Raw genomic sequence first — 21,567 nt, forward strand, 5'->3', positions numbered from 1 at the left:
CCTGCAACGCCGGCAATGCCCGTAGCGCCAGAACGACGCGGAGACCGGCCATGTTCCTGCTGCAGCCACCGACGGTTCGCGACACCGAGGTCTTCACCCGGATGCCGGATCGTTTCCGGCGCACCGGCGTCCGCTCCGGCTGGGCCGATGCGAACCGCGGCGGCCAGCCGACCGATTCCTTCCTCGAAGGCCCGGTGTTCGACGAGACCGGCCACCTCTACGTCAGCGACATCCCGTTCGGCCGCATCTTCCGCATCGACCCGCAGGGCGAGTGGGCGCTGGTCGCCGAATGGGCCGGCGAGCCGAACGGCCTGAAGTTCCTGAACGCGCACGAGCTGCTGGTCACCGACTACCGCAACGGCCTGATGGCCTGCGACATCCGCAGCGGCGCGGTGCGGCCCTACCTGGAGCGGCGCAACAGCGAACGCTTCCGCGGCGTCAACGACCTGGTGTTCGACAGCCGCGGCAACCTCTACTTCACCGACCAGGGCCAGACCGGCCTGCACGACCCGACCGGGCGCCTCTACCGCCTGCGGCCCGACGGCCGGCTCGACCTGCTGCTGGGCAACGTGCCGAGTCCCAACGGCGTCGCGCTATCACCCGATGAACGCGTGCTCTACCTCGCGGTGACACGCGGCAATGCGGTCTGGCGCGTGCCGCTGATGGACGACGGCAGCGTCGCCAAGGTCAGCCTCTTCTTCACCTCCTACGGGCCGAGCGGACCGGACGGGCTGGCGGTCGATCAGAAGGGACGCCTGATCGTCGCCAACCCCGGACTCGGCGTCGCCTGGGTCCTGAACCACCGCGCGGAGCCCGAGCTGGTGCTGCGCAGCGCGGCCGGCGCGTCGCTGACCAACCTGGCCTTCGGCGGCCCGGAGCGCCGCACGCTCTTCTGCACCGAATCGGTCAGCGGCTCGATCCTGCGCGCCGAACTCGATTCGCCCGGGCTGCCCATTCACCGGCCACCCGCCGCTCTGCAGCCGCCGGCCTGAGCGCGCACCGTGCTGCGAACGCGCCCGGCGGCGCTCGCGCGCCAGGCCGGTACGCGGCTTGCCCTGATGTCCGGATCGCCGTCGCGATTGCCGAAGGAACGTCATGGTCCTGTCAGCCCCCTCCCAGACCGCGAGCGATGCGATCCTCGAACGCCGCGTGCGTGCGTCGCTCGGCCGCTGGACCGCTCGGCCGGGCGCGATCGACGTGCGTTGCAGTGGCGGCTGCGTGCTGTTGCGCGGCGAGGTCCCCGAGGACGAGCTGCCGCGCCTTTTGGGCGGCATCGGCGAACTGAACGGCGTGCGACAGATCGACAACCGGCTCGGGCGCTCGGCCGCGCCGGTGGCCGCGGCACCGCGACGCTGGTCGCGCTCGACCCGCCTGCTGCTGGCCGGTGGCGGCGCCGCGCTGGCGTTCTACGGCCTTCGCCGCCATGACCACGCCGGCACCGTGGCCATCGCCGCCGGTGCGTTGCTCGCGCTGGCCGGCCTCAGCGACCGCGGGCGTGCATTCGGCCGCCGGCGCCGCGACGAACGCCCCGACGGCATCGACGTCGAACAGACGATCCTGATCGCCGCGTCGCCCGAGCGCGTGTTCGCGCTGTGGTCCGAAGGCGAAAGCCTGCCGCGTTTCCTGTCGCATGTGAAGGAAGTGCGCCCACTCGGCGACCAGCGCTGGCACTGGATCGTCGAAGGCCCCGGCGGGGTGCAGCTGGAATGGATCTCGCAGCTGACCGACCGGGTGCCGCCGCGACTGCTGGCCTGGCGCAGCCTGCCGGACGCCGAGATCGAGCAGTCGGGCCGCCTGCGACTCGAACCGGCCGCCGGCGGTGGCACCTGGCTCGGGCTTCGCCTGAGTTACCGCCCGCCCGAGGGCGTGCTCGGCCATGTGGTCGCCTCGCTCGCCGGCCGCCGTCCGCGCGAGCAGCTGCGCGGCGACCTGCGGCGCCTGAAGCAGTTCGTCGAGGCGGGCGATCCGCAGCCGCCGGCCGAGGCGGCGGCGCCGCGTTTCGACCAGCGCTGGCTGCTCGGCCGCCAGCCGTGACCGCCCCTGACGGCGCCCCAGCGCTGCCCAGGCGGCCAGCGACGCGCCCGACGGCCGCCGCCGCGCTGGGGCAGACTCGGGCGCTCGGATTGCCCGCCTGCCCCTCGTGATCGACAAGGACGCCACCTTCGTGCTCGGCGCACAGGACCCCGAGATGCGCGAGATCGAGCGCGTCGTCGGCGACGCCGGCCACGCCTGGGTGCATGCCGCGCGCGGCCGGCGGCGCTGCACGCCGCGCACCGCCTACGAGGCCGACGCGGTGGTGCGTGTCGGGGCCGATTTGATCCCGCGCCCTGCGGTGCTGGCGCCGAAAGCCCCGGCCGTGTTCGTCGAGTGCCTGCTGCGCGGCCACGAGCCGATCGCGCGGGTGGACCACCACCATCCGGGCGACGCCGGTTATGACGTGACGCCGGCGCACTACCTGCGCGGCTCGTCGCTCGGCCAGGTGCTTGAGTTGCTCGAGCGTGAGCCGACCGGCACGCAGCGCCTGCTCGCCGCGAGCGACCACTGCCTCACCGCGGCCTACCAGGGCGAATGCCCCGGCGTCGATCCGGACGAGCTGCTGTTCCTGCGCGCGTCGTGGCGCGCGAAGCTGTCCGGCCGCACGCTGTCGGACGTCATCGGCGGCATCCTCGATGCCGCGAAGCGCGTGCGCGCGCACCACGACAGCGAGTTCGGCGAAGCGCGCTTCCTCGATCCGACCGAGCTGCCGCCGGACCTCGCCGAAGGTGCGGCTTACGCCGGCCTGCCGGTGCGCTACCGCGAACTGCTGCCCGAGGGCATCCTGAAGGAGATGTTCAAGGGCGGTTCGCCGGACGCGGTCGAGGCGTTCATGCAGGCCCACCGCGCCGCCGGCCGCCCGGTCTACGGCAATCCGTACCGCGGCTACGCGGGCACCTACTGGCCCGGCCGCACGGCACCGCGCTGACCCCGGCACGGCCCGCTCGCCGCAGACACATTGCAGCGAAGCGTGAAGCAGCCGCAACACGGTGGAACGATCGCAACCGCCTTCGGTTGGCGGTGTAAGTCCTGTCGGCCGCCAGGCCCCCTCGAACGCTAAGCAGGACGGTTCGCGCGGGTGCGGACGCTTGAATCGGGTTCCCTTGCAACAAGGGAGGGGTCATGGGTGTGCTGCGCCGGTTGGTCGTGGGTGTGTCATCGGCGCTGTTCGCGGCCGGCCTCGCCGCTGCGGGCGCCTCCGCCGCGCCCCGCGCGCCGCAGCCGCACATCGATGCACTGGACGTCGAGCGCGTCGAGTCGCTCGCGCCCGGCACGCGGCTGAACTTCAGCCTCTTCGGCACCGCCGGCGGGAGCGCGTGGCTGCAGATCGACGGTGCGCAGCGCGCGCTGGAATTGCGCGAGCTGCAGCCCGGCATCTACGACGGCAGCCACGTGATCGATGCGCGCGACCGCATCGGCGCCCATGCGCGCGTAGTGGCCACGCTGCGCATCGGCGAGCGCAGCACGCAGGCGCTGCTGGCCGAGCCACTGCTGCTCGGGGTCGAGGCGCGCGCGCCCGCGGCGACACCCGCCGGCCCGCCGGTGATGACCCTGCCGGCCGAGCGGCCGGGTGCGGCCCTGCCGGCCGACTCCCCGCCCGCCCCGATGGCCCTGCCCCCGCCGGTGGTGCTGCCGCCGCCCTTCACCAGGCCGTCTCCGGCTGCCGCGCCGTCGCTGTGCGACGACTGCGCGCGCGTCGAATCGATCCGCCGCATCGAGCCCGAAGGCGCCGCCAGCGGCGGCCTGATCGCGACGCTGTTCGGCGAGCGTGTCGCCAATGAGCTGGACCGCCACTTCGCCCGCCTGCAGGCGCCGCTGGACCGCGCGGTCGGCCGCCAGCGCGCCGGGCCGCGCCACGAGGTCGTGCTGCGGCTGGCCAGCGGCGAACGCCTGCTGCGCAGCTACGAGCAGGCGCCGGCCTTCAAGGTCGGCGACATCGTGCCGCTGGGCCCGAACCTCGGCGGGGCGCGCTCCGAACGCCTGCTCGACGAGCCGGCGAGCACGGCACGCCGGGAACCGTAGATGGCGAACGCCGCAGCGACCACCGCCGGGCCGCCGGCGCGCGGCGGACGCATCGCGCGAGCGCACGGACGAGCCGCCCGCGCGTGGTTCGCGCCGGCGCTCGAGGCCCTGGCGCTGATCGGGGTGATCGTGCTGCTGTGGCCGGCCTTCGACCGCATCGCCGGCTTCGGCGACGGCCGCGGCGCCCGGTATGCACAGCGCGGCGTCGACGTGAACGGCCTGCCGGCGCCGCTGCTGCCCGCGATCTGCCAGGCGCACGGCGCGCTGGCAGCGCCTGCGCTCGCCGACGCCTGGTGCGCGCCGCGCTGGCTTCCTTGGCTGCGCGGTGACGCGCCCACCAACGCTGTGCCGCCCCCCTTGCAGGCCGCCACCCAGCAGGCGCAGCGCGCCTTTGCTGCGCCGCTGCGCGACGCGCAACAGCGCGCCGATGCGCTGCGTCTGCAGCAGCATGAAGGCCTGGGCGACCTGCGCGACACCGCCGATGCCGTGAATGCGCTGGAGGCCGACCTGCAGCCCTATGTCGCGCGCTTCCAGATCGATGCCGACGCCGGCCCGCGGCCGCTGCGCTGCGCGTGGACCTGGCTGCAGCAGCGCGCCGCCGCCGGCGAGCTGAACGCCGACCTGCTGCTGGCCTACGCCGCCACGCTGGACGGCCGCGCGCTGCCGGCGGCGATGGCCGCGCCGGGGCTGCAGGCCGCCGCCTGCGACGACGACGGCGCCGCCGCGCTGGCCGCCACCGCGGCGCTGATGGCCGACGCGCGCCAGTCGTTGCTGCGCGCGCGCAAGAACGACGCGATGCGCGCACTGCAGGCCACGGCCGGCTGGCAGTGGGCCGGCGCGATGGCGCTGGCCTACGGCTTCCTGCTGTGGAGCCGGCGCGCGCGTTCGGCGCTGGCCGGCGTCGGCGCGGCGCTGCTCGCCTGGTCGCTCGCGGCGTGGGCCGCCCGCGTGCCGTGGCCCCTGGCCGGCCCGCGCGGCTTCGAGCCCGCGCGCCTGGAGGCCGGCTGGTTCGGGGCGCCGTCCGGCGTGATGCTGGTGCTGGGCGGCCTCGGGCTGGCCTGCGCTCTGATGGCGCTGCTGCGTGGCCGGCCACCCGCCGCGCCGGCGCCGATGGCCCCGAGCTCGCGCTTCGGCATGGCCGGCCTCGCCGCCGCCACCGGCCTGGGCTGGCTGGTGCTGCTGGACCTGTCGGCCCATGGCCATGCGCTGAACCGCTACCTCGCGCTGTACCACCAGGGCCACCTGTGGCTCGGGCTGCTGCTGTTCTCGCTGCTGCTGTTCGCACGCCGGCCGCTCGCGCGCGGGCTCTCCCGCACGCTGGCCGCCGCCGGCACGTGGCGGCGCCGGCTCGGCAACCGCCAGCCGCCGCTGGTCGGCGCGCTCGCGCTGCTGCTGGCCGCCGCGGCGGCGCTGGCGGCCTTCGGCGGGTTGCTGTCGAACCTGCGCCAGTTCACCAGCGAGCTCGGCCGCGTCTGGCTGATCGTCGGCGCGGCCTGGTTCTTCCTGCTGCGCGCGGGGCCGCTGGCGGCGCGGCTGGCGGAACGTCCCGGTCGGCGTTTCATGGACGTGTCGATCTGGCGTTATGCCTGGCCGCTCTTCTTCGTCGTCGGCATGCTGGTCGCGGCGATGGTGCTGACGCGCGACATGGGCCCGCTGCTGATCGCCGCCTACGGCTCGGGCGCCTTCGTCGGCGCGGCGCTGGCGATGTGGTGGCAGCTGCGCGGCGGTGGCGGCGCGGCGGCCGCGGTGCTCGCGCTGGCGGTCTTCATCGGCTGGATCGTCGCCGTCACCGCGGCCCTCTTCCAGGCCGGCGAGGTCGATCCGGTGACCGCCGCGCGGCTCGAGAGCCTGGGCACGCCGCTGGCGTCGGCCAACGACCAGCTGGCGCTGGTGTCGTGGTTCCAGCGCGCGGCGCCGCCGCAGGGCCACGGCCTCGGCGCGGTGCCATGGTGCGGCCACGCGCCGGTCGCCTCGTGCAGCGGCGTGCCGGCGCAGATCCACAGCGACTACACCTTCACCGCGCTGGTCGGCGTCTTCGGCCCCACGGTCGCCTGGGGCGTGACGCTGGGCACCGCGCTGTGGCTGCACCGTCTGGTGCGCCGCCACGGTCGCGTCACGCGCGGCGAGCCGCGGCTGGTGGTGCAGGCCGACGGGCGGCTGGCGGCCGAGTCGCAGGCGCTCATCAGCTGGCTGGTGCTGGGCTGGGTCGTGCTGACGCTGGGCCAGCTCGCGGTGACGGTGGCCGGCAACCTCGCGGTGCTGCCGCTGACCGGCGTGACCTTCCCCTTCGTCAGCTACGGCATGAGCTCGCTGCTGGTGAACCTCGCGTTCCTGGCGCTGGCAATCAACGTCGAGCTGCCGGCGGCGGAGACCGCGCATGCGTGAGCAGCGCTCGATGCTCGACCTGGCGATCGCCGCCAGCCTCGCGGTGCTGCCGGTGCTGCTGGGCGTGCTGCTGCTGGTCGCGGTGATCCGGCCCGGCCGCGACACCCTGTCCACGGGGGACGCAGCGGCCGACGACCGCCATGTCAGCGTGCGCCACGTCGCGGCGCTGAAGACCTTCGAGTCCGCGATCGTGCGCCGCGACAGCGCGGATTTCGCGCCGCCGCGCGCGGCCGATGCCGACGCGCTGCTGCAGGCGCTGCCCGAATGCCGCCGCGACTGGCAGGACACGCCGCAGCCGGCCCGCGTCGCCGCGCAGCTGGCCTCGATCGACGCGGCGCTGCAGCGCTTCTCGACACGGCCCAACCGGCGCGTCGAGTCGGCGCTGGGCATCGATGCACGCCGCTGGAGCGATGCGGCACGCGACGCGCTCGCGGCGTCGCTCGAAGCGCCGCAATACCCCGGCCGCAGCTTCCGCCTCGGTTGCGCGGATCTGGCCGGCGCCGTCGCCGCGCTGGCCCGTGCCGATGCCCGCATGCTCGACGCGCTGGCCTGGCGCGGCACGGTGCCGGCGGCGACGCTAGCGCGCTGGGCGCCGCAGCAGCAGGTGCAGATCACCGCGCGCCATGTGATGCGGCGCAACCCGTGGAGCGGGCTGGCCGGCTGCGTCTACCTCGGCGCCGGCGGCGCCGCGACGCACCTGGTCGCCGCGGCCGGCGCGGCGCAGGCGCGCGCCTGCAGCGATCCGGCGATGCGCGCGGCCTCGCCAACGCCGCTACCGCCGCTGCAGCACCTGCCGGGCGAACCGACCACGGCGCTGGCCGCGGGCGACGCCCGCTGGGGCGTGCCGCCGTCGCTGTCGGCAATGCTCGCGCCGCTGGACGCGCTGCGGCAACCCTCGCGCGGGCTCTACCGGCTGTACACCGAGCCCGGCACCGACGGCGGCGACGACGGGGCCGACCCGTCCGCCTACCGCTTCGGACCGAACCGCCTGGTGCTCGACGGCACGCCGATCGATGTCGGCTTCTCGCTGCAGCTGACGATCGACCCGGCGCTGCAGGCGCTGTCGCAGAAGACCGCCGCCTGCTACACCGGCGATGCCCCCGCCTGCCGCGCGCTCGGCGTCCACCGCGCGGAGGACGGCGGGCAGCCCCCCGGCCAGCGCCTGCTCGAAGGCGCGATGGTGCGCATGGCCGCGGTGGCGGTGGTCGACGTCGCCAGCGGCCGCATCGACGCGCTGGCCGGCGCGCTGTCGCCCTGCGCGCGCCAGGAGGTCGACGGGCCGGGGCGCGACGCGCGCTGCGACCGCCGGCTGCCCTGGGCCGTGCGCTACCGGCCCGATGCGCTGCTGAACCCGGCCGTCTGGCATGACGCGATGCCGGCCTCGACGATCAAGCCGGTGATCGCCACCGCGCTGCTCGGCGACACGCCGGCCGGCCGGCGCCTGCTCGCCGCCGAACGCAGCGCGATGCAGCGGCCCGGAACGCCCGCGCCGCGCAGCCTGCGCGGCGAGTTGCTGCGGTCCGATTCCGCACGCTTCCTCGACCGCATGCTGTGCCTGGACGGCAGCGGCGAGCAGCCCTGCCGGCGTCCGTGGGACGTGCAGGCGGCCGCGACGGCACTGGGCTGGAACGCCGGCTGCGGCGCGGCCGCCGGCAGCGAGCACTGCGGCCGCCACGACCTGCTGTTCGGCCGCGCGATCGATGCGCGTGCCGACGGCGCCGACGGCGGCCTGGTGCAGCCGCTGGCGACACCGGTCGCCTTCGGCCGGCTGATGAGCGAACCGGCGGCGCCGCGGCTGGGTGCGCCGATGCGCCTGGCGCCGCCGCGTCCGCTCGACCCGGCGACGGTGCAGCGCTGCGCCGCCGGCGCCGACGGTGCGCGCGGCAGCGACGACGACTGGGAGAAGTGCCGCGGCGGCCGCGTCGTCGACATCGTCGCCGAGGGCTGGGGACAGGGCCATGCGCGGGCGACGGCGCTCGGCGTCGCCGGCATGCTGGCGCGCATCGCGGCGGCCGCCAACGGCCTGGACGCGGTGCGCCGGCCGCACCTGGTCGAGCGCATCCACGGCGTCGGCGGCCGGCCGCTGGACGCTGCGGTCACGCGTTATCGCCTCGACACGCCGCAGCCGGTCGGCATCGGTCACGACGCCGCCGAGGTGATCCTGAGCGGCCTGTCCCACAGCCACCGCGAAGGCACCGCGCGCACGGCCTGCGAGCAGGTCTTCGACGCGAAGCGCTGCCGGCAGATCGACTGGCTCGCGGGCAAGACCGGCACGCCGAGCTTTCCGAACGACGGCACCAGCCTCGACGAGCTGGCCACGCTGTGCCACGGCGCACCGGCGAAGCGCCGCGCGCCGGCGGCCGCGGCGAAGGCGGCGAAGCCAATGACCGCGGCCGACCGCGAGGCCGCCTGCAGCTCGCTGCGGCCGTACAAGTGGTACGTCGCCGCCGTGCGCAGCGACCCCGCCGGCCCGTGGACCAAGGTGATCGCGGTGCTGGCCGAACGCAACTGGCTGCGCGCCACCGGCCAGGTGCACGGTGCCGGCGACCGCGGCCCCAATCCCGCCGCCGAGATCGCGCTGCAGATCGCCGGGCGGCACGTCGGCGCATTGACCGGCGCATTGAACAGCGCACCGAGCGGCGCATCGAGCGGCGCATCCGAGCGGCGCACCGAACGGACCCCCGCCATGAACCCGCCCACCCACCCGACGCCTGCCGAATGAGTGCGCCCTCCACCGCCCGCCCACCGGCCCGGCCGTCGCTGCCGATGCCGCTCGTCTGGACCTTCGACGGCCCGTTCGAACGCTGCCTCGCCGACCTGGAGGACACGCTGCGCCGCGCGATCGTCGGCATCGGCGACGTGTCGCGCATCGCGCTGCAGATCGACCTGTCGCTGCCGGCGCTCGAGCGCCGCGTCGCGCAGGGCGATGTGCTGCAGCCGCACTGGAGCCGCTTCGTCGCCCGCCTGGAGGGCTACGGCCTGCCCGGCGCGCCACGCCTGCGCCGCCTGCGCGCCGCCGGCCCGCTGGCCACGCTGGTGATCGCCTACAGAACCTGATTCGAAGGAACCCCCATGACGCTCCGAACCTGGGTCCGCCGCCTGCGGCGCTCGCCGAACCTGCGCGGCCTCCTGTCGCGGGTCGACCTGCCCACGCCGCCGTCACGCACCCGAACGCAGGACACCACCTTCGAGCCCTCGTTCGCCGGCACCGGCTTCAGCGCGCTCGACAGCGAGCTGCCGTCGGCCGCCAGCGGCGCGGGCCGGGCCGGGCAGCGCGGCGCCGAGCCCTCGCTGTCCGCCGCCGAGCACCTCGGGGCCTACGCGCCGCTGATCGCCGCGGTGCGCAGCGAGCTCGAGCACTTCATCGTCAGCCAGCTGCGGCTGCACCTGGCGATCGCCGACCGCGACCGCTTCGTGCTGACCGCGATCGCGGTGCAGTGCGCGGCCGACGACCACCCCGCGCGCGAGCGGCTGCAGCAGTTCATGCGCGAGTTCCGGCCCGAGCAGATCAAGCGTTATCTCGCGCGCGAGGTGATCGCAGGGCTGCCGAACGCGGCGGCGATCGACCTGTCGCAGTTCGGCGGCCTGGCCGACGCGCGCGCGCTGGCCGCGGCCGACGGCGAAGACGACTACGCCGAGCTGCTCGCGGCATTGGCCGACCCGCGCACGGGCGGCAGCACGCCGGCCTACGAGGTCAGCCTGCTCGGCCGCTGGAGCGAGAACGACGCCGCGGCCGCGCCGCTGGCCGCCGTGCCCCCCGCCCCGGCCGCCGGCGCACCGGCCCGCGGCGCGGCCGCCGTGTCCTCCGCGCCGCTGACGCCGCTGGCGGGCCACCGCTTCGAGTTCGACGTCGAGGATGGCGACGGGCGCCGCCGCATCGTGCTGCCGGCGGTGCTGCCGGGGCGGCGCTACGTCATCGGCCAGGGCGAGGGCTGCGACATCGTGCTGCGCGGCACCTATACCAGCCGCCGCCATGCCGAGCTGTGGCACGAGGACGGCCGCTGGTGGGTCGGCGATGCGGGTTCGACCAACGGCATCCGCGTCGAAGGCGGCACGGGGCAGCGCGACGCCGCCCCCGCCGCCCCCGCCGGGCTCGCCGCGGGCAGCGCGCCGCTGCGCCTGGCCGATGGCGCGCGGCTGGTGCTGTCCGCACGCGGCGATGGCCCGCCGTCGGACTACCCGCGCCTTGCGCTGCGCGCCGCCGGCGGCGCCTCGGCATCGGCCCCGGCGACGCCGATCGTGCAGGCCGTGCCGCGCACGCCGCTGACGGCGATCCATGCGCCCGCCGCCGCCGCCGGCCCGGCCTTCGGCATCGCGATGGCCACGCCCTCGGGCGCGACCGTCGTGCTCGCGCTGCGCGCCGACACGCTGCCCGCAAGCATCGGCCGCTCGCGCCACCAGGCGCTGGTGATCGACCGCCGCCACGACGGCGTGTCGGGCCACCACCTCGACGTGATCGCGCTCGACGCCGACGGCGTGCTGCTGGAGGTGCACGGCGACAACGGCGTGCTGCTCGACGGCATCCGCCACGCCGCGGGCGCGCGCCTGCGCTGGCGTGCCGGCCAGGCGCTGGTGCTGGGCGCCGTGGCCGGCGAGCCCGGCTGCACGCTGCAGCTGCGGCGCGGCTGACGGGCGAAAAGCCATGGAGACCACGCCGATCACGCCGCTCGAGCCGCCGCCGCAGGGCGCGGCTGCGCTGGACGACTGCCAAGCCGATGCGAGCGCCTGGGCACGCATCAGCTTCGCCAGCGCAAGCAGCTGCGGCAGCCTGCACCGCCACAACGAGGACGCCGTCAGCCCGCCGGAACGCGCGGGCCGGCTCTTCGTCGTCGCCGACGGCGTCGGCGGCGGCGCGCTCGCGCGCGCCGCGAGCCGCCAGCTCGTCGCGCGGCTGCACCGCAGCCTGGACGGCCAGCGCATCGATGCCGAGCGCATCCGCCAGGCGGTGCTCGAGGCCGACCGCGCCATCCGCCGCTACATCGAACGCCGCGCCGAGGCCCCCGGCGCCGCGACGCTGGTGCTGGCGGCGCCGGCCAACCTGCGCGCCACGCGCTGGCTGATCGGCTGGGTGGGCGACTGCCGGGCCTACCGCATCGACACCGGCGGCGCCGTGCAGGCGTTGACGCGCGACGACAGCTTCCGCCACCTGAACGAGACGCCGCCGCCCGGCAGCACCCCCGACGATCCGGCGCGCATGGTCGGCAATGGCGCGACGCTGGGCCCGAACCTCGCGCCTTGCGTGCTGGCACCCGGCCAGCGGCTGATGTTGTGCAGCGACGGCGTGCACAAGCATGTCGACGAGGCCGCGCTGGGCCGCCTGCTCGCCGCGCCGGCGCCGCTGGCCCCGGCCTGCGACGCGCTGCTCGCGCTGGCGCGGCGCAACGGCAGCGCCGACGACGCGACGGCGCTGCTGCTGCAGCACGGCGGTTTCACCTGGCCGTGGCTGCGGCGCGGAGCGCATTCGTGAGCCCGCGCCGCCGCTCGAAGGGCGATGGCCGGCGGCCGCAGCCCGAAGGGACCCCGATGAACACGAGGCCATCGGCATGACCGACACCGACATCGACCGCGTCTTCGGCCGCGAACGCCTGCGCATGGTGACCGGCCGCCATGTCGAGGTCTTCCGCGAAGCGGCCCGGCCCGGCGAGCGCCGCCGCTATACCAAGCGCTTCCTGGCCACCGACGCCGGCGACTTCCGCGACTGGACCGAGCGCGAGTTCCGGCTGCTCGCGCGCCTGATGGGCCACGGCGTCGGCTGCGTCGCCGAGGTCGTGCGCTTCGACCGCGGCAGTGCCAGCGAAACCGCGCTGGTGCAGACCTACGATGCCGGCATCACCGTCGACCACTGGGCCACGCTGCTGCCGGTGCAGCGCGACGGGCACGCATCGGCGCATGTCTTCGCCGACTGCGCCCACTGGTGGGCGCTGGCGCGCGCGCTGCTGGGCGCGCTCGACGCGATCCACGAACTGCGGCTGGTGCACCTGGACCTGAAGCCGGACAACGTCTGCATCCCGGCGTGGCCGGCCGACTTCGATCCGCGCCGGCCCGACCAGGCGCTGAAGCCGCGCTTCGAGGCGCTGGCGCTGATCGACTTCGCGTTCTCGCTGGTGCACGGCGATCCGCTGGCCGCGCCGCTGCCGCTGGCGCGCCAGCCCGACTACGACTACCAGTCGCCGCGGCTGCTGGCGGCGCTGGAGGCCTCGCGCCGCGGCGACCTGGCACCGACGCGGCGGCTCGACTGGCGCTGCGATGTCTACAGCCTGGCCGCGCTGCTGCAGCGTTATCTGCCGGACCGCCGCGCGCCGCTCGAAGCCGGCTGGGACCTGCCCCGGCTGGGCGCCGCGCGCAGCTTCGTGCGCCGCCTGCTCGAGGTGCACGACGCCACGCTGCCGGCCGGATCGGCGCGCCGCCCGCACGCCGAGCTGATCGCGCAGGCCACGCGCGCGCTCGACGAGCCGGCGCTCGCCGCCTCGCTGCGACGCGGCTGGACGCTGGCCAGCGATGCGCTGTTCGCGCGCGATCCGTCGCCGACGCCGATCACGCGCATCGCCCCGCCAATGGCGGCGGCCGCCGGCTTCGGGCCGGCGCCGGTGAGTGCGTCGACCGCCCCGGTGCCGACCGCGAAGGAGGCGGACGTACCGCGCCGCGCCGGGTGGTCGATGGCGATCGCACTCGCGGCCGCGGCCGCCGTCGCCATTCCGATCCTCGGCGAAGCGTGGTGGACCCCGGCGGGCCCGGCGCCGGCGCCGGTGGCCGCCGACGGGACGGCGGTGGCCAGCGTGGCAGCGGCGCCGGATGCGGACATGGCGGCCACGTCGGCCACCGCGCCCGCGGCGTCGGCAGTCGCGCCCACGGCGGCGGCCACGGCGCCCGCGGCGTCGGCCGTTCAGGCTGCGGCGTCGGCCACCGCGGCCGCCTCGTCGCCCTCGCCGGCGGCAGCGGCGTCTTCAGCGGCGTCCGCGCCCACGCCCCGTGCGCCGCAGCGGGCCGTCGCGGCCGCGCCCGAGCCTCGCCCGGCCAAGGTGGCGCGGGCGCCGGCGCGCGTCGCGGACGCCACCGCGACGCCGCCCGGCGCGGCGCCAGCCGTCGGCGCCGCCAGGCCGGGCACGACGGTCGGCACGGCCAAGCCCACGTCCTCCACCGCCAGGCGCCCGCCCGAACGGCGCACCGCCCGGCTCGATGCCCAGCCCGCTGCGGCGAAGCCGGCAGCGGTGACGGCCACGCGAGCGCCACCGATCCTGCCGCCGCCGCTGCCGTCGCCTTCGGCCGCCCCGGCGCCCTCTCCCGTCGCCGTGGCGGCCGCGTCACCGGCCCCGGCATCGCCGCCGGCGCCGCCCCCACCCGTCACCGCCCCGGCGCCGGCCGCGCCCCCGGCGGCGATCGACCTCGATGCGCGGGCGCAGGCGCTGCTGTCGAACGACATGCCGCGCGTGGCGGAGCGCGCCGAACGCCTCGTGCTGCGCGTGCTGTTCGCCGCCGGCCGCGCCGAGGCCGACGACGATGCGATCCGCCATGCCGCCGGCACGCTGCGGCTGGCGCCGCCGGATCGGCTGACGACCGTGTCCGCCGCGCAGGCGCGCGAGCTCAACGACGCCGCCGACCAGGCCTTCCGCCGGCGCGATGCCGACGGGCCCGCCGCGCGCACGCTGATGGCGCGCGCCTTCGCCGCCAACCCGCTCGATGGCGAGATCGCCGGCGACCTCGCGGCGCTGCAGCTGCGCGCGCCGCCGCTGCAGCCCGAGCTCGCGCGCCAGCTGGCGCTGCATGCGTTGACCACCTTGCAGCCGCGCCATCCGCACGGCCGGCTCGAGGACTGGATCACGCTGGCCACCGCCAGTGCCTTGACCGGCCGCGAGCGCGACGCGCGCCAGGCCTGGTTCGTCGCGCTGGCGCTGGCGCCGCAGACCGAGCGCCTGTGCCGCGCGGCGCTGAATGCCGCGGTGCGCCACGGCGAGCGGCTGAAGCCCTCGGTCGAAGCGATGCTGCAGCGGCTGCGGCAGACCGGCCGCGACGAGCGCTCCGCGCTGTGCGAATGGCCGCCGCACTGGGCCACGGCCGGGCGCTGACCTGCCGCACGCCCGGGGTCGCCCAGGGTCAACCCTGAGGTAATCCTTCGCGATTGCCGGGGGCGGGCCTGCCGCCCTACGCTGGCGGCCAGCCGTTCGGACCGTCGGACGGGCACGCCAGGGAGAGCCAGCGCATGAAGACCGCCCTCATCGGTTGGGGCCATACGAAGTTCGGACGCCTCGACGGCCAGGACCTCGAGGCGCTGATCGTCGCCGCCGCGCGCGAGGCGGTGCAGCACGCCGAGATCGACTTCACCGACATCGACGCGATCGCGCTCGGCCACCTGAACGCCGGCATGGTGCGCGACGCCTTCCCGAGCTCGCTGGTGCTGCAGGCCGATCCGGCGCTGCGCTTCGTGCCGGCCACGCGGCTGGAGAACGCCTGCGCCTCGGGTGCCGCGGCGCTGGCGCATGGCCAGGCGCTGATCGAATCGGGCCGCGCGCGCCACGTGCTGGTGGTCGGCGCCGAGAAGATGACGGCCGTCTCCGGCGCCGAGGTCACCGGCGCGCTGGCCTCGGCCAGCTACTGGAAGGAAGAAGGCGCCGAGGGCCTGAGCTTTCCCGGCATCTTCGCGCGCATCGCGCAGCAGTACTTCGCGCGTTATGGCGATCACTCGGCGGCGCTCGCGCGCATCGCGGTGAAGAACCATGCCAACGGCGCGAAGAACCCGCTGGCCCACCTGCAGCGCGCGCTCGACTTCGAAGCCTGCAACACCGTCTCGGCGCAGAACCCGATCATCGCGGCGCCGCTGCGCAAGACCGACTGCTCGCTGGTCTCGGACGGCGCCGCGGCCGTCGTGCTGACCGACGTGGACACGGCCCGCACGCACCGCCGCGCCGTCGCCATCCGCAGCACGTCGCAGGTCAACGACTTCCTGCCGCTGTCGCGGCGCGACGCGGTGCGCTTCGAAGGGCCGGCGCGCGCGTTCGCGCAGGCCTATGCCGCCGCCGGCATCACGGTGGACGACCTGCACTTCGCCGAGGTGCACGACTGCTTCACCATCGCCGAGCTGCTCGCCTACGAGGCGATGGGCCTGCAGCCGACCGGCCGCGGCGCACGCGCGCTCGACGACGGCACCGTGCTGCCCGGCGGCCGGCTGCCGGTGAACCTGTCCGGCGGGCTGAAGAGCAAGGGCCACCCGGTCGGCGCCACCGGCGTCTCGATGCACGTGATGGCGGCCAAGCAGCTCACCGGCACCGCCGGCGAGCTGCAACGCCCCGGCGCCGAGCTCGGCGCGGTGTTCAACATGGGCGGCTCGGCGGTGGCGTCGTACGTGACGATCCTGCAAGCGATGAAGGCCTGACGACGTGAGTCCGCACGGCCGTCCGAAGGACCCACGCTGCGGCAAGCATGCCGCAGCGGCTCGCGAGGCGCATGCCGGCGCGCAGGCGCCGTCATGCGTCCACACTCGCCCCCGCGGGGGGACGGCGCGCAGCGCCAAGGGGGCCCTTTGAACCTGGCGCACCTGCTGCTGCGTTCGGCGCGCGCCGCAGGCACCCGGCCCGCGGTGCTGCTCGGCGACAGCGTGCTGCACGACTACGCCGGCCTCGCGCGGCGCGCGGCGGCTATCGGCGCCGCGCTGCGCGAGCGGCTGAAGCTGCAGCCCGGCGACCGCATCGGCCTGTTCACCGCCAACCACCCGGCCGTGCTCGAGCTGATGTTCGGCGCGTGGTGGGCGGGCCTCGCGGTCGTGCCGGTGAACCCGAAGCTGCATGCCCGCGAGGCGCACTACATCCTCGCGCACAGCGGCGCCGCGGCTGCATTCATCGGCGACGACGCCGGTGGACTCGGCAACACCGACCTGCCGCTGCCGGACCTGCGTGCGCTGATCGGCCTCGATTCGCCGGACTACGCGGCGCTGCTGCAGCACGCACCGCTGCCCGAGCCGGCCGACCGTGCGCCGGGCGACCTGGCGTGGCTCTTCTACACCTCGGGCACCACCGGCCATCCGAAGGGCGTGATGCTGACGCATCGCAACCTGCTGACGATGACCTTGGCCTACTTCAGCGATGTCGACGGCGTGCATGCCGGCGATGCCGCGCTGTATGCCGCGCCGATGTCGCATGGCGCCGGCCTGTACATGCTGCCGCACGTGCTGGCCGGTGCGCGCCACGTCGTGCCGGAATCGCGCGGCTTCGAGCCGGACGAGATCCTCACGCTCGCACGGCGCCTGCGCGACGTCTCGATGTTCGCCGCGCCAACGATGGTGCGGCGCCTGGTCGAGCAGGCCGCGGCCGACGGCGCCGACGGCGACGGCCTGAAGACCATCGTCTACGGCGGCGGGCCGATGTACCTCGAAGACATCCGACGCGCACTTCAGGTGCTAGGCCCGCGCTTCGTGCAGATCTACGGCCAGGGCGAGAGCCCGATGACGATCACCGCGCTGTCGCGCGCGCAGATCGTCGAGGCGGCCCGGTCCGCGGACGATGCGCGCCTGGCCTCGGTGGGCATCGCACAGTCGCCTGTCGAGGTGCGCATCGTCGACGCCGACGGCCAGCCGCTGCCGCCCGAAGGCACCGGCGAGGTGATCGTGCGCGGCGACACGGTGATGGCCGGCTACTGGCGCGATCCGGCCGCCACCGCGCAGACGCTGCGCGAGGGCTGGTTGTGGACCGGCGACATGGGCTCGCTCGATGCCGACGGCTTCCTGACGCTGCGCGACCGCTCGAAGGACGTGATCATCAGCGGCGGCTCGAACATCTACCCGCGCGAGGTCGAGGAGGCGCTGCTCGCGCACCCGGCGGTCGCCGAGGTCTCGGTGATCGGGCAGCGCGACGACGAATGGGGCGAGGTGGTGATCGCCTTCGTCGTCGCGCGGCCCGGCCTGGCGGTCGACGCCGCGGCGCTCGACGCGCTGTGCCGCGAGCGCATCGCGCGCTTCAAGCGGCCCAAGCGTTACCACATCGTCGACGCGCTGCCGAAGAACCACTACGGCAAGGTGCTGAAGACCGAACTGCGCGCGCGCCTGGCCACGCTCGACTGATTCGCCGCGCCCGCCCCGATTTCCTTTCACTTCCGCGAGATCCCCAGATGAACGCCCCCTTCCTGCAAGGCCGCACCGCGCTGGTCACCGGCTCGGTGCAGGGCATCGGCTTCGCGGTGGCCGAGCGGCTGGCCGCGGCCGGCGCCGCCATCGTGCTGCACGGCCTGGCCACACCCGCCGAGGCCGACCGCGCCGCCACCGCGCTGCGCGAGGCCGGCGCGCCGGACGTGCGCTTCCTCGGCCACGACCTGCGCGATCCGGCGGCGATCGACGCGCTGATGGACGAGGCGATCGGCTGGCGCGGTGCGCTGGACATCGCCATCAACAACGCCGGCATCCAGTTCACCGCGCCGATCGTCGAGATGCCGCCCGAGCGCTGGGACGCGATCCTGGCGGTCAACCTGTCGTCGGCCTTCCACGTGATGCGGCGCGCGCTGCCGGGCATGCTGTCGCGCGGCTACGGCCGCATCGTCAACATCGCGTCGGTGCACGGGCTGGTGGCCTCGGTGAACAAGGCGCCGTACGTCGCGGCGAAGTTCGGACTGGTCGGGCTGACGCGCGTCGCGGCGCTGGAATGCGCGGCCGCGGGCACGCGCGACTCGGGCGGCATCACCGCCAACTGCATCGCCCCGGGCTGGACCGAGACCACGCTGATCGAGCCGCAGATCGCCGCGCGCGCGGCGATCGTCGGCGGCGACCGCGAGACCGCGGTGGCCGACCTGCTGCGCGAGAAGCAGCCGAGCCTGCGCATGTCGCGCCCGGCCGAGATCGGTGAGCTGGCGTCGATGCTGTGCCGGCCCTGGGCCCACAACATCAACGGCATCACGCTGCCCGTCGACGGCGGATGGACGGCTCAATAACACGTTAGCAGCGCGCCACGCGGCAATCAACCGACCCGATTCGCCGGCGGGCGGAGCCTTGTCTGTTCCAGCCGCCGCCGGGCCGCCCCAAGGCGGCTGAGCCCCCTCGGGGGCAGGAGCGAAGCGACTTGGGGGGCCAATGAAACAGGAGACAAATCGATGAAGATCAACCACATCACGCTGGGCGTGCTGGCCGCCCTCGGCGCCACGCTGGCCGGCTGCGGCGGCGGCGACGACCCGCCGCCGCTGAACGTGCTGCCGGCGGGCGCGACGCACCACTCGACCACGGTCTACGGCGCCACCGCCGTCGGCAACGGCAGCACCGCCGCGACGCAGGACCTGCTGACCGCCGGACTCGGCCGCACCGGCCTCGGCGCCGCCGCCGCGCCGGCCTATGCCGACCCGCTGAACCCGACCGCCGCGGAACTGCGCCGCAACGCGCTGTTCGCCAACTACCGCGGCCTGGCGGACCCGACGGCCAACGGCGGCTACGGCCGGCTCTACGGCCCGAACATCGACCTGAACGGCGGCGATACGCTCGGCGAAGGCCTGATCCCGGGCAAGGAATACCTCGGCTCGCTCGACGACGGCAGCGGCCGCAAGCGCGTGGCGATGGCGGTGCAGATCCCCACGAGCTTCAACCCCGACAACCCGTGCATCGTGGTCGGGCCGTCGTCGGGCTCGCGCGGCGTCTACGGCGCGCTGGCCGCGGCCAGCGAATGGGGCCTGAAGCGCGGGTGCGCCGTCGCGCTGACCGATGCCGGCAAGGGCATGGGCCTGTACGACCCGACCGACGACACGGTCAACAAGATCGACGGCACGCGCGCGACGCGCAGCGCCGCCGGCGCGCTGGCGCACTTCGCGGCCAACCTCTCGGACGCCGCCCGCAACGCCTTCAACGCCGCGTTCCCGAACCGGCTGGCGCTGAAGCAGGTGCACTCGCAGATCAATCCCGAGAAGGACTGGGGCACCGATACGCTGGCCGCGGCGAAGTACGCGCTGTACGCGCTGAACCAGGAATACGCCGCGAGCTACGGCGACGCGAAGACCATCCGCTTCACGCCGGCGAACACCACCGTGATCGCCGGCGCGGTGTCCAACGGCGGTGCCGCGGCGCTGCGCGCGGCCGAGCAGGACACCGAAGGCCTGATCGATGGCGTGGTGGTCAGCGAGCCCAGCGCGCAGCCGTCCGCCAACAGCGGCATCACGGTGAACGTCGGCGGCACGCCGGTGCCCACCGTCGGCAAGCCGCTGATCGACTACTTCACGGTCGCCAACCTCTACCAGCCCTGCGCCGCGCTGGCCGACAGCGTGGTGATGGCCGAGGCCTCGATCTACAACTACATGACGCTGACCGCGATGAATGCGCGCGCGGCCAATCGATGTGCCGGCCTGGCGGCGAAGGGCCTCGTGAGCGGCGCGACGACGGCCGCGCAGGCCGCCGACGCGCTGGCGAAGCTGCGCCAGTACGGCTGGGAGCCGCAGCACGACACGATGCACAACGCGCACTACGGCCTGGGCAACGCCGCGATCATCGGCATGATGTACACGACGGGTTACGGCCGCTTCTCGGTGACGGACAACCTGTGCGGCATGAGCCTCGCGCAGGTCAATGCCACCGGCGACGTGATCCCCGTCTCCGCGGCGGTGAAGGCCGCCAGCTTCGCGATCGGCAACGGCACCGCCAACGGCGCGCCGGCCAGCGTGGTCTACAACGACTCGGTCGGCGGTGCGAAGTCCTGGGCCTTCGCGGTATCGCCGTCGACCGGCAGCGCCGACTTCGCGCTCGACGCCGCGCTGTGCCAGCGCGCGCTGGTCACCGGCCGCGACACCGTGACCGGCGCCGCGCTGACGGCCACCAGCACGCCCACGCTGGCGCAGAGCCAGGCGGTGCAGGCCGGTGTCGCCGAGGTGCGGCTGTCGGGCAACCTGCGCGGCAAGCCGACGCTGATCGTCACCGGCCGCAGCGACGCGCTGGTGGCGATCAACCACTCGTCGCGCGCCTATGCCGCGTTCAGCAAGGGCGTCGAGGGCGCCGCCAGCCAGCTGAGCTACATCGAGGTCACCAACGCCCAGCACTTCGATGCCTTCCTGCCGCTGTCCGGCTTCGACACCCGTTTCGTGCCGCTGCACGCGTACTTCAACCAGGCGATGAACGCGATGTGGGCCAAGCTGAAGAGCGGCACCGCGTTGCCGCCGAGCCAGGTGGTGCGCACGACGCCGCGCGGCGGCACGCCCGGCGCGGCGCCGGCGATCACCGCGGCCAACGTGCCGGCCATCGCGGCCACGCCGGCGGCGGGCAATGCGATCACCTTCAGCGGCTCGACGATCAACCTGCCGAACTGAGAGGCGGGGCGCCGCGGCGCCCCGCCACGGAAGGTGGGCGCGCGGCCTTCAGCCGCTCAGGCCGGCCAGCCGCGACACCAGCTCGGTGGGCGTGCTGACCTTGAGCTTGCGCAGCAGCCGCGCGCGGTGGGCATCGATCGTGCGCGGGCTGACGCCGAGCGCGCGCGCGATGAGCTTGCTGGTCTTGCCCTCGACCAGCAGCTGTGCGATCTCGCGCTCGCGCGGGGTCAGCGGCGTGGTCACCGGGCGCTTGGCCGAGATGTCCTCGAACATCCACACCGAGCAACCGAACGGGTCGTCGCGATCGAGCGAGCGACCCGAGGCATGGCACCAGAAGAGCCGCCCGCTGCGGTGCTTCATGATGCGTTCGTCGGCGTAGTGGCCGCTGGTGCGCATCACCGCGATGCCGCGTTCGCCGATGTTCTCGAACTCGGAGGTCGACGGGTAGAGCGTCGACATCGACTGCCCGGCGAGTTCCTCCGGCGTGTAGCCGAACATGCGGGCGAAGGCGTCGTTGCAGCGCTGGATCACGCGCTTGCGCAGCACGCACAGGCCGACCGGCGCGAGGTCGAATGCGAGCACCAGGTCGGCATCGCTCAGGGCGCCGGCCGCCACGTCGGTGGCCGGGGTGTCGACATCGTTCATGCGCGCTCCTGAAGACTGCGTCAGAGCCTGTGAAGTATTCCGGCGCGTCCGAGCGGGCGCGCCAAACGGTGCCGATCTAGACGCAAATGCGAGTCGTAGCCCGTGCTACGACGAGCATTTGCAACGACGAGCGGCGCCGTTTGGGGCGCACGAGCGGGCGTGGCGGAATGCTTCACAGGCTCTCAGGGGTCGGCAGTGTCGGCCTGCCGGCTTAAGACGAGCCTAAAG

Annotated in this window: 15 protein-coding genes; 14 read left to right on the plus strand and 1 reads right to left on the minus strand. The window is 74.8% G+C overall.

The window, feature by feature from the left end; translation table 11 throughout:
- Positions 1-50: 50 nt before the first annotated feature.
- From P1K89_RS26040 to P1K89_RS26105, 14 genes are all read left to right on the plus strand, one after another.
- A complete protein-coding gene (locus P1K89_RS26040) occupies positions 51-992 on the plus strand; it encodes an SMP-30/gluconolactonase/LRE family protein (protein ID WP_284619455.1) in 942 nt (313 codons plus the stop codon).
- Between the two features lie 103 nt (positions 993-1,095).
- On the plus strand, positions 1,096-2,034 hold the full coding sequence (locus tag P1K89_RS26045; protein WP_284619456.1) for an SRPBCC family protein: 939 nt from the start codon (positions 1,096-1,098) through the stop codon (positions 2,032-2,034).
- Positions 2,035-2,140: 106 nt separating this feature from the next.
- The gene (locus P1K89_RS26050; protein ID WP_284619457.1) at positions 2,141-2,962 is read left to right on the plus strand and encodes a hypothetical protein; all 822 of its coding nucleotides are present in this window, start codon (positions 2,141-2,143) and stop codon (positions 2,960-2,962) included.
- 194 nt (positions 2,963-3,156) lie between these two features.
- A complete protein-coding gene (locus P1K89_RS26055) occupies positions 3,157-4,056 on the plus strand; it encodes a hypothetical protein (RefSeq protein WP_284619458.1) in 900 nt (299 codons plus the stop codon).
- A complete protein-coding gene (locus P1K89_RS26060) occupies positions 4,057-6,441 on the plus strand; it encodes an FtsW/RodA/SpoVE family cell cycle protein (RefSeq protein WP_284619459.1) in 2,385 nt (794 codons plus the stop codon).
- Complete coding sequence (locus P1K89_RS26065; RefSeq protein ID WP_284619460.1) at positions 6,434-9,163, plus strand: hypothetical protein; 2,730 nt, start codon at positions 6,434-6,436, stop codon at positions 9,161-9,163. Before P1K89_RS26060 ends, P1K89_RS26065 begins: the two co-directional genes overlap by 8 nt.
- Complete coding sequence (locus P1K89_RS26070) at positions 9,160-9,498, plus strand: hypothetical protein (protein WP_284619461.1); 339 nt, start codon at positions 9,160-9,162, stop codon at positions 9,496-9,498. Before P1K89_RS26065 ends, P1K89_RS26070 begins: the two co-directional genes overlap by 4 nt.
- Positions 9,499-9,513: 15 nt before the next feature.
- The gene (locus tag P1K89_RS26075) at positions 9,514-11,070 is read left to right on the plus strand and encodes an FHA domain-containing protein (protein WP_284619462.1); all 1,557 of its coding nucleotides are present in this window, start codon (positions 9,514-9,516) and stop codon (positions 11,068-11,070) included.
- A gap of 13 nt (positions 11,071-11,083) precedes the next feature.
- Positions 11,084-11,908: a PP2C family protein-serine/threonine phosphatase gene (locus P1K89_RS26080; RefSeq protein WP_284619463.1), complete on the plus strand. Its 825-nt coding sequence runs from the start codon at positions 11,084-11,086 to the stop codon at positions 11,906-11,908.
- 76 nt (positions 11,909-11,984) lie between these two features.
- Positions 11,985-14,504, plus strand: coding sequence for a hypothetical protein (locus P1K89_RS26085; protein ID WP_284619464.1), 2,520 nt, complete (start codon positions 11,985-11,987; stop codon positions 14,502-14,504).
- A 134-nt stretch (positions 14,505-14,638) separates the two neighbouring features.
- Positions 14,639-15,808: an acetyl-CoA acetyltransferase gene (locus P1K89_RS26090; RefSeq protein ID WP_284619465.1), complete on the plus strand. Its 1,170-nt coding sequence runs from the start codon at positions 14,639-14,641 to the stop codon at positions 15,806-15,808.
- A 147-nt stretch (positions 15,809-15,955) separates the two neighbouring features.
- Complete coding sequence (locus P1K89_RS26095; RefSeq protein ID WP_284619466.1) at positions 15,956-17,488, plus strand: AMP-binding protein; 1,533 nt, start codon at positions 15,956-15,958, stop codon at positions 17,486-17,488.
- Positions 17,489-17,535: 47 nt separating this feature from the next.
- Positions 17,536-18,348, plus strand: coding sequence for an SDR family oxidoreductase (locus tag P1K89_RS26100; RefSeq protein WP_284619467.1), 813 nt, complete (start codon positions 17,536-17,538; stop codon positions 18,346-18,348).
- A 159-nt stretch (positions 18,349-18,507) separates the two neighbouring features.
- Positions 18,508-20,694: a 3-hydroxybutyrate oligomer hydrolase family protein gene (locus P1K89_RS26105; protein WP_284619468.1), complete on the plus strand. Its 2,187-nt coding sequence runs from the start codon at positions 18,508-18,510 to the stop codon at positions 20,692-20,694.
- Between the two features lie 48 nt (positions 20,695-20,742).
- On the opposite strand, the gene P1K89_RS26110 is transcribed toward P1K89_RS26105, so the two are convergent.
- Entirely contained in the window at positions 20,743-21,339 is a 597-nt protein-coding gene (locus tag P1K89_RS26110; RefSeq protein ID WP_284619469.1) for a PAS and helix-turn-helix domain-containing protein, read from the minus strand.
- Positions 21,340-21,567 lie beyond the last annotated feature (228 nt).

The organism is Aquabacterium humicola (genome assembly GCF_030167915.1).
In the GTDB taxonomy this organism is placed as follows: Bacteria; Pseudomonadota; Gammaproteobacteria; order Burkholderiales; family Burkholderiaceae_C; genus Pseudaquabacterium; species Pseudaquabacterium humicola.

What these genes read in the sequence shown, in the direction of transcription:
- P1K89_RS26040 (WP_284619455.1), top strand. Translation starts at nt 51, where the DNA reads ATGTTCCTGCTGCAGCCACCGACGGTTCGCGACACCGAGGTCTTCACC.
- P1K89_RS26045 (WP_284619456.1), top strand. Translation starts at nt 1,096, where the DNA reads ATGGTCCTGTCAGCCCCCTCCCAGACCGCGAGCGATGCGATCCTCGAA.
- P1K89_RS26055 (WP_284619458.1), top strand. Translation starts at nt 3,157, where the DNA reads ATGGGTGTGCTGCGCCGGTTGGTCGTGGGTGTGTCATCGGCGCTGTTC.
- P1K89_RS26060 (WP_284619459.1), top strand. Translation starts at nt 4,057, where the DNA reads ATGGCGAACGCCGCAGCGACCACCGCCGGGCCGCCGGCGCGCGGCGGA.
- P1K89_RS26065 (WP_284619460.1), top strand. Translation starts at nt 6,434, where the DNA reads ATGCGTGAGCAGCGCTCGATGCTCGACCTGGCGATCGCCGCCAGCCTC.
- P1K89_RS26070 (WP_284619461.1), top strand. Translation starts at nt 9,160, where the DNA reads ATGAGTGCGCCCTCCACCGCCCGCCCACCGGCCCGGCCGTCGCTGCCG.
- P1K89_RS26075 (WP_284619462.1), top strand. Translation starts at nt 9,514, where the DNA reads ATGACGCTCCGAACCTGGGTCCGCCGCCTGCGGCGCTCGCCGAACCTG.
- P1K89_RS26080 (WP_284619463.1), top strand. Translation starts at nt 11,084, where the DNA reads ATGGAGACCACGCCGATCACGCCGCTCGAGCCGCCGCCGCAGGGCGCG.
- P1K89_RS26085 (WP_284619464.1), top strand. Translation starts at nt 11,985, where the DNA reads ATGACCGACACCGACATCGACCGCGTCTTCGGCCGCGAACGCCTGCGC.
- P1K89_RS26090 (WP_284619465.1), top strand. Translation starts at nt 14,639, where the DNA reads ATGAAGACCGCCCTCATCGGTTGGGGCCATACGAAGTTCGGACGCCTC.
- P1K89_RS26100 (WP_284619467.1), top strand. Translation starts at nt 17,536, where the DNA reads ATGAACGCCCCCTTCCTGCAAGGCCGCACCGCGCTGGTCACCGGCTCG.
- P1K89_RS26105 (WP_284619468.1), top strand. Translation starts at nt 18,508, where the DNA reads ATGAAGATCAACCACATCACGCTGGGCGTGCTGGCCGCCCTCGGCGCC.
- P1K89_RS26110 (WP_284619469.1), bottom strand. Translation starts at nt 21,339, where the DNA reads ATGAACGATGTCGACACCCCGGCCACCGACGTGGCGGCCGGCGCCCTG.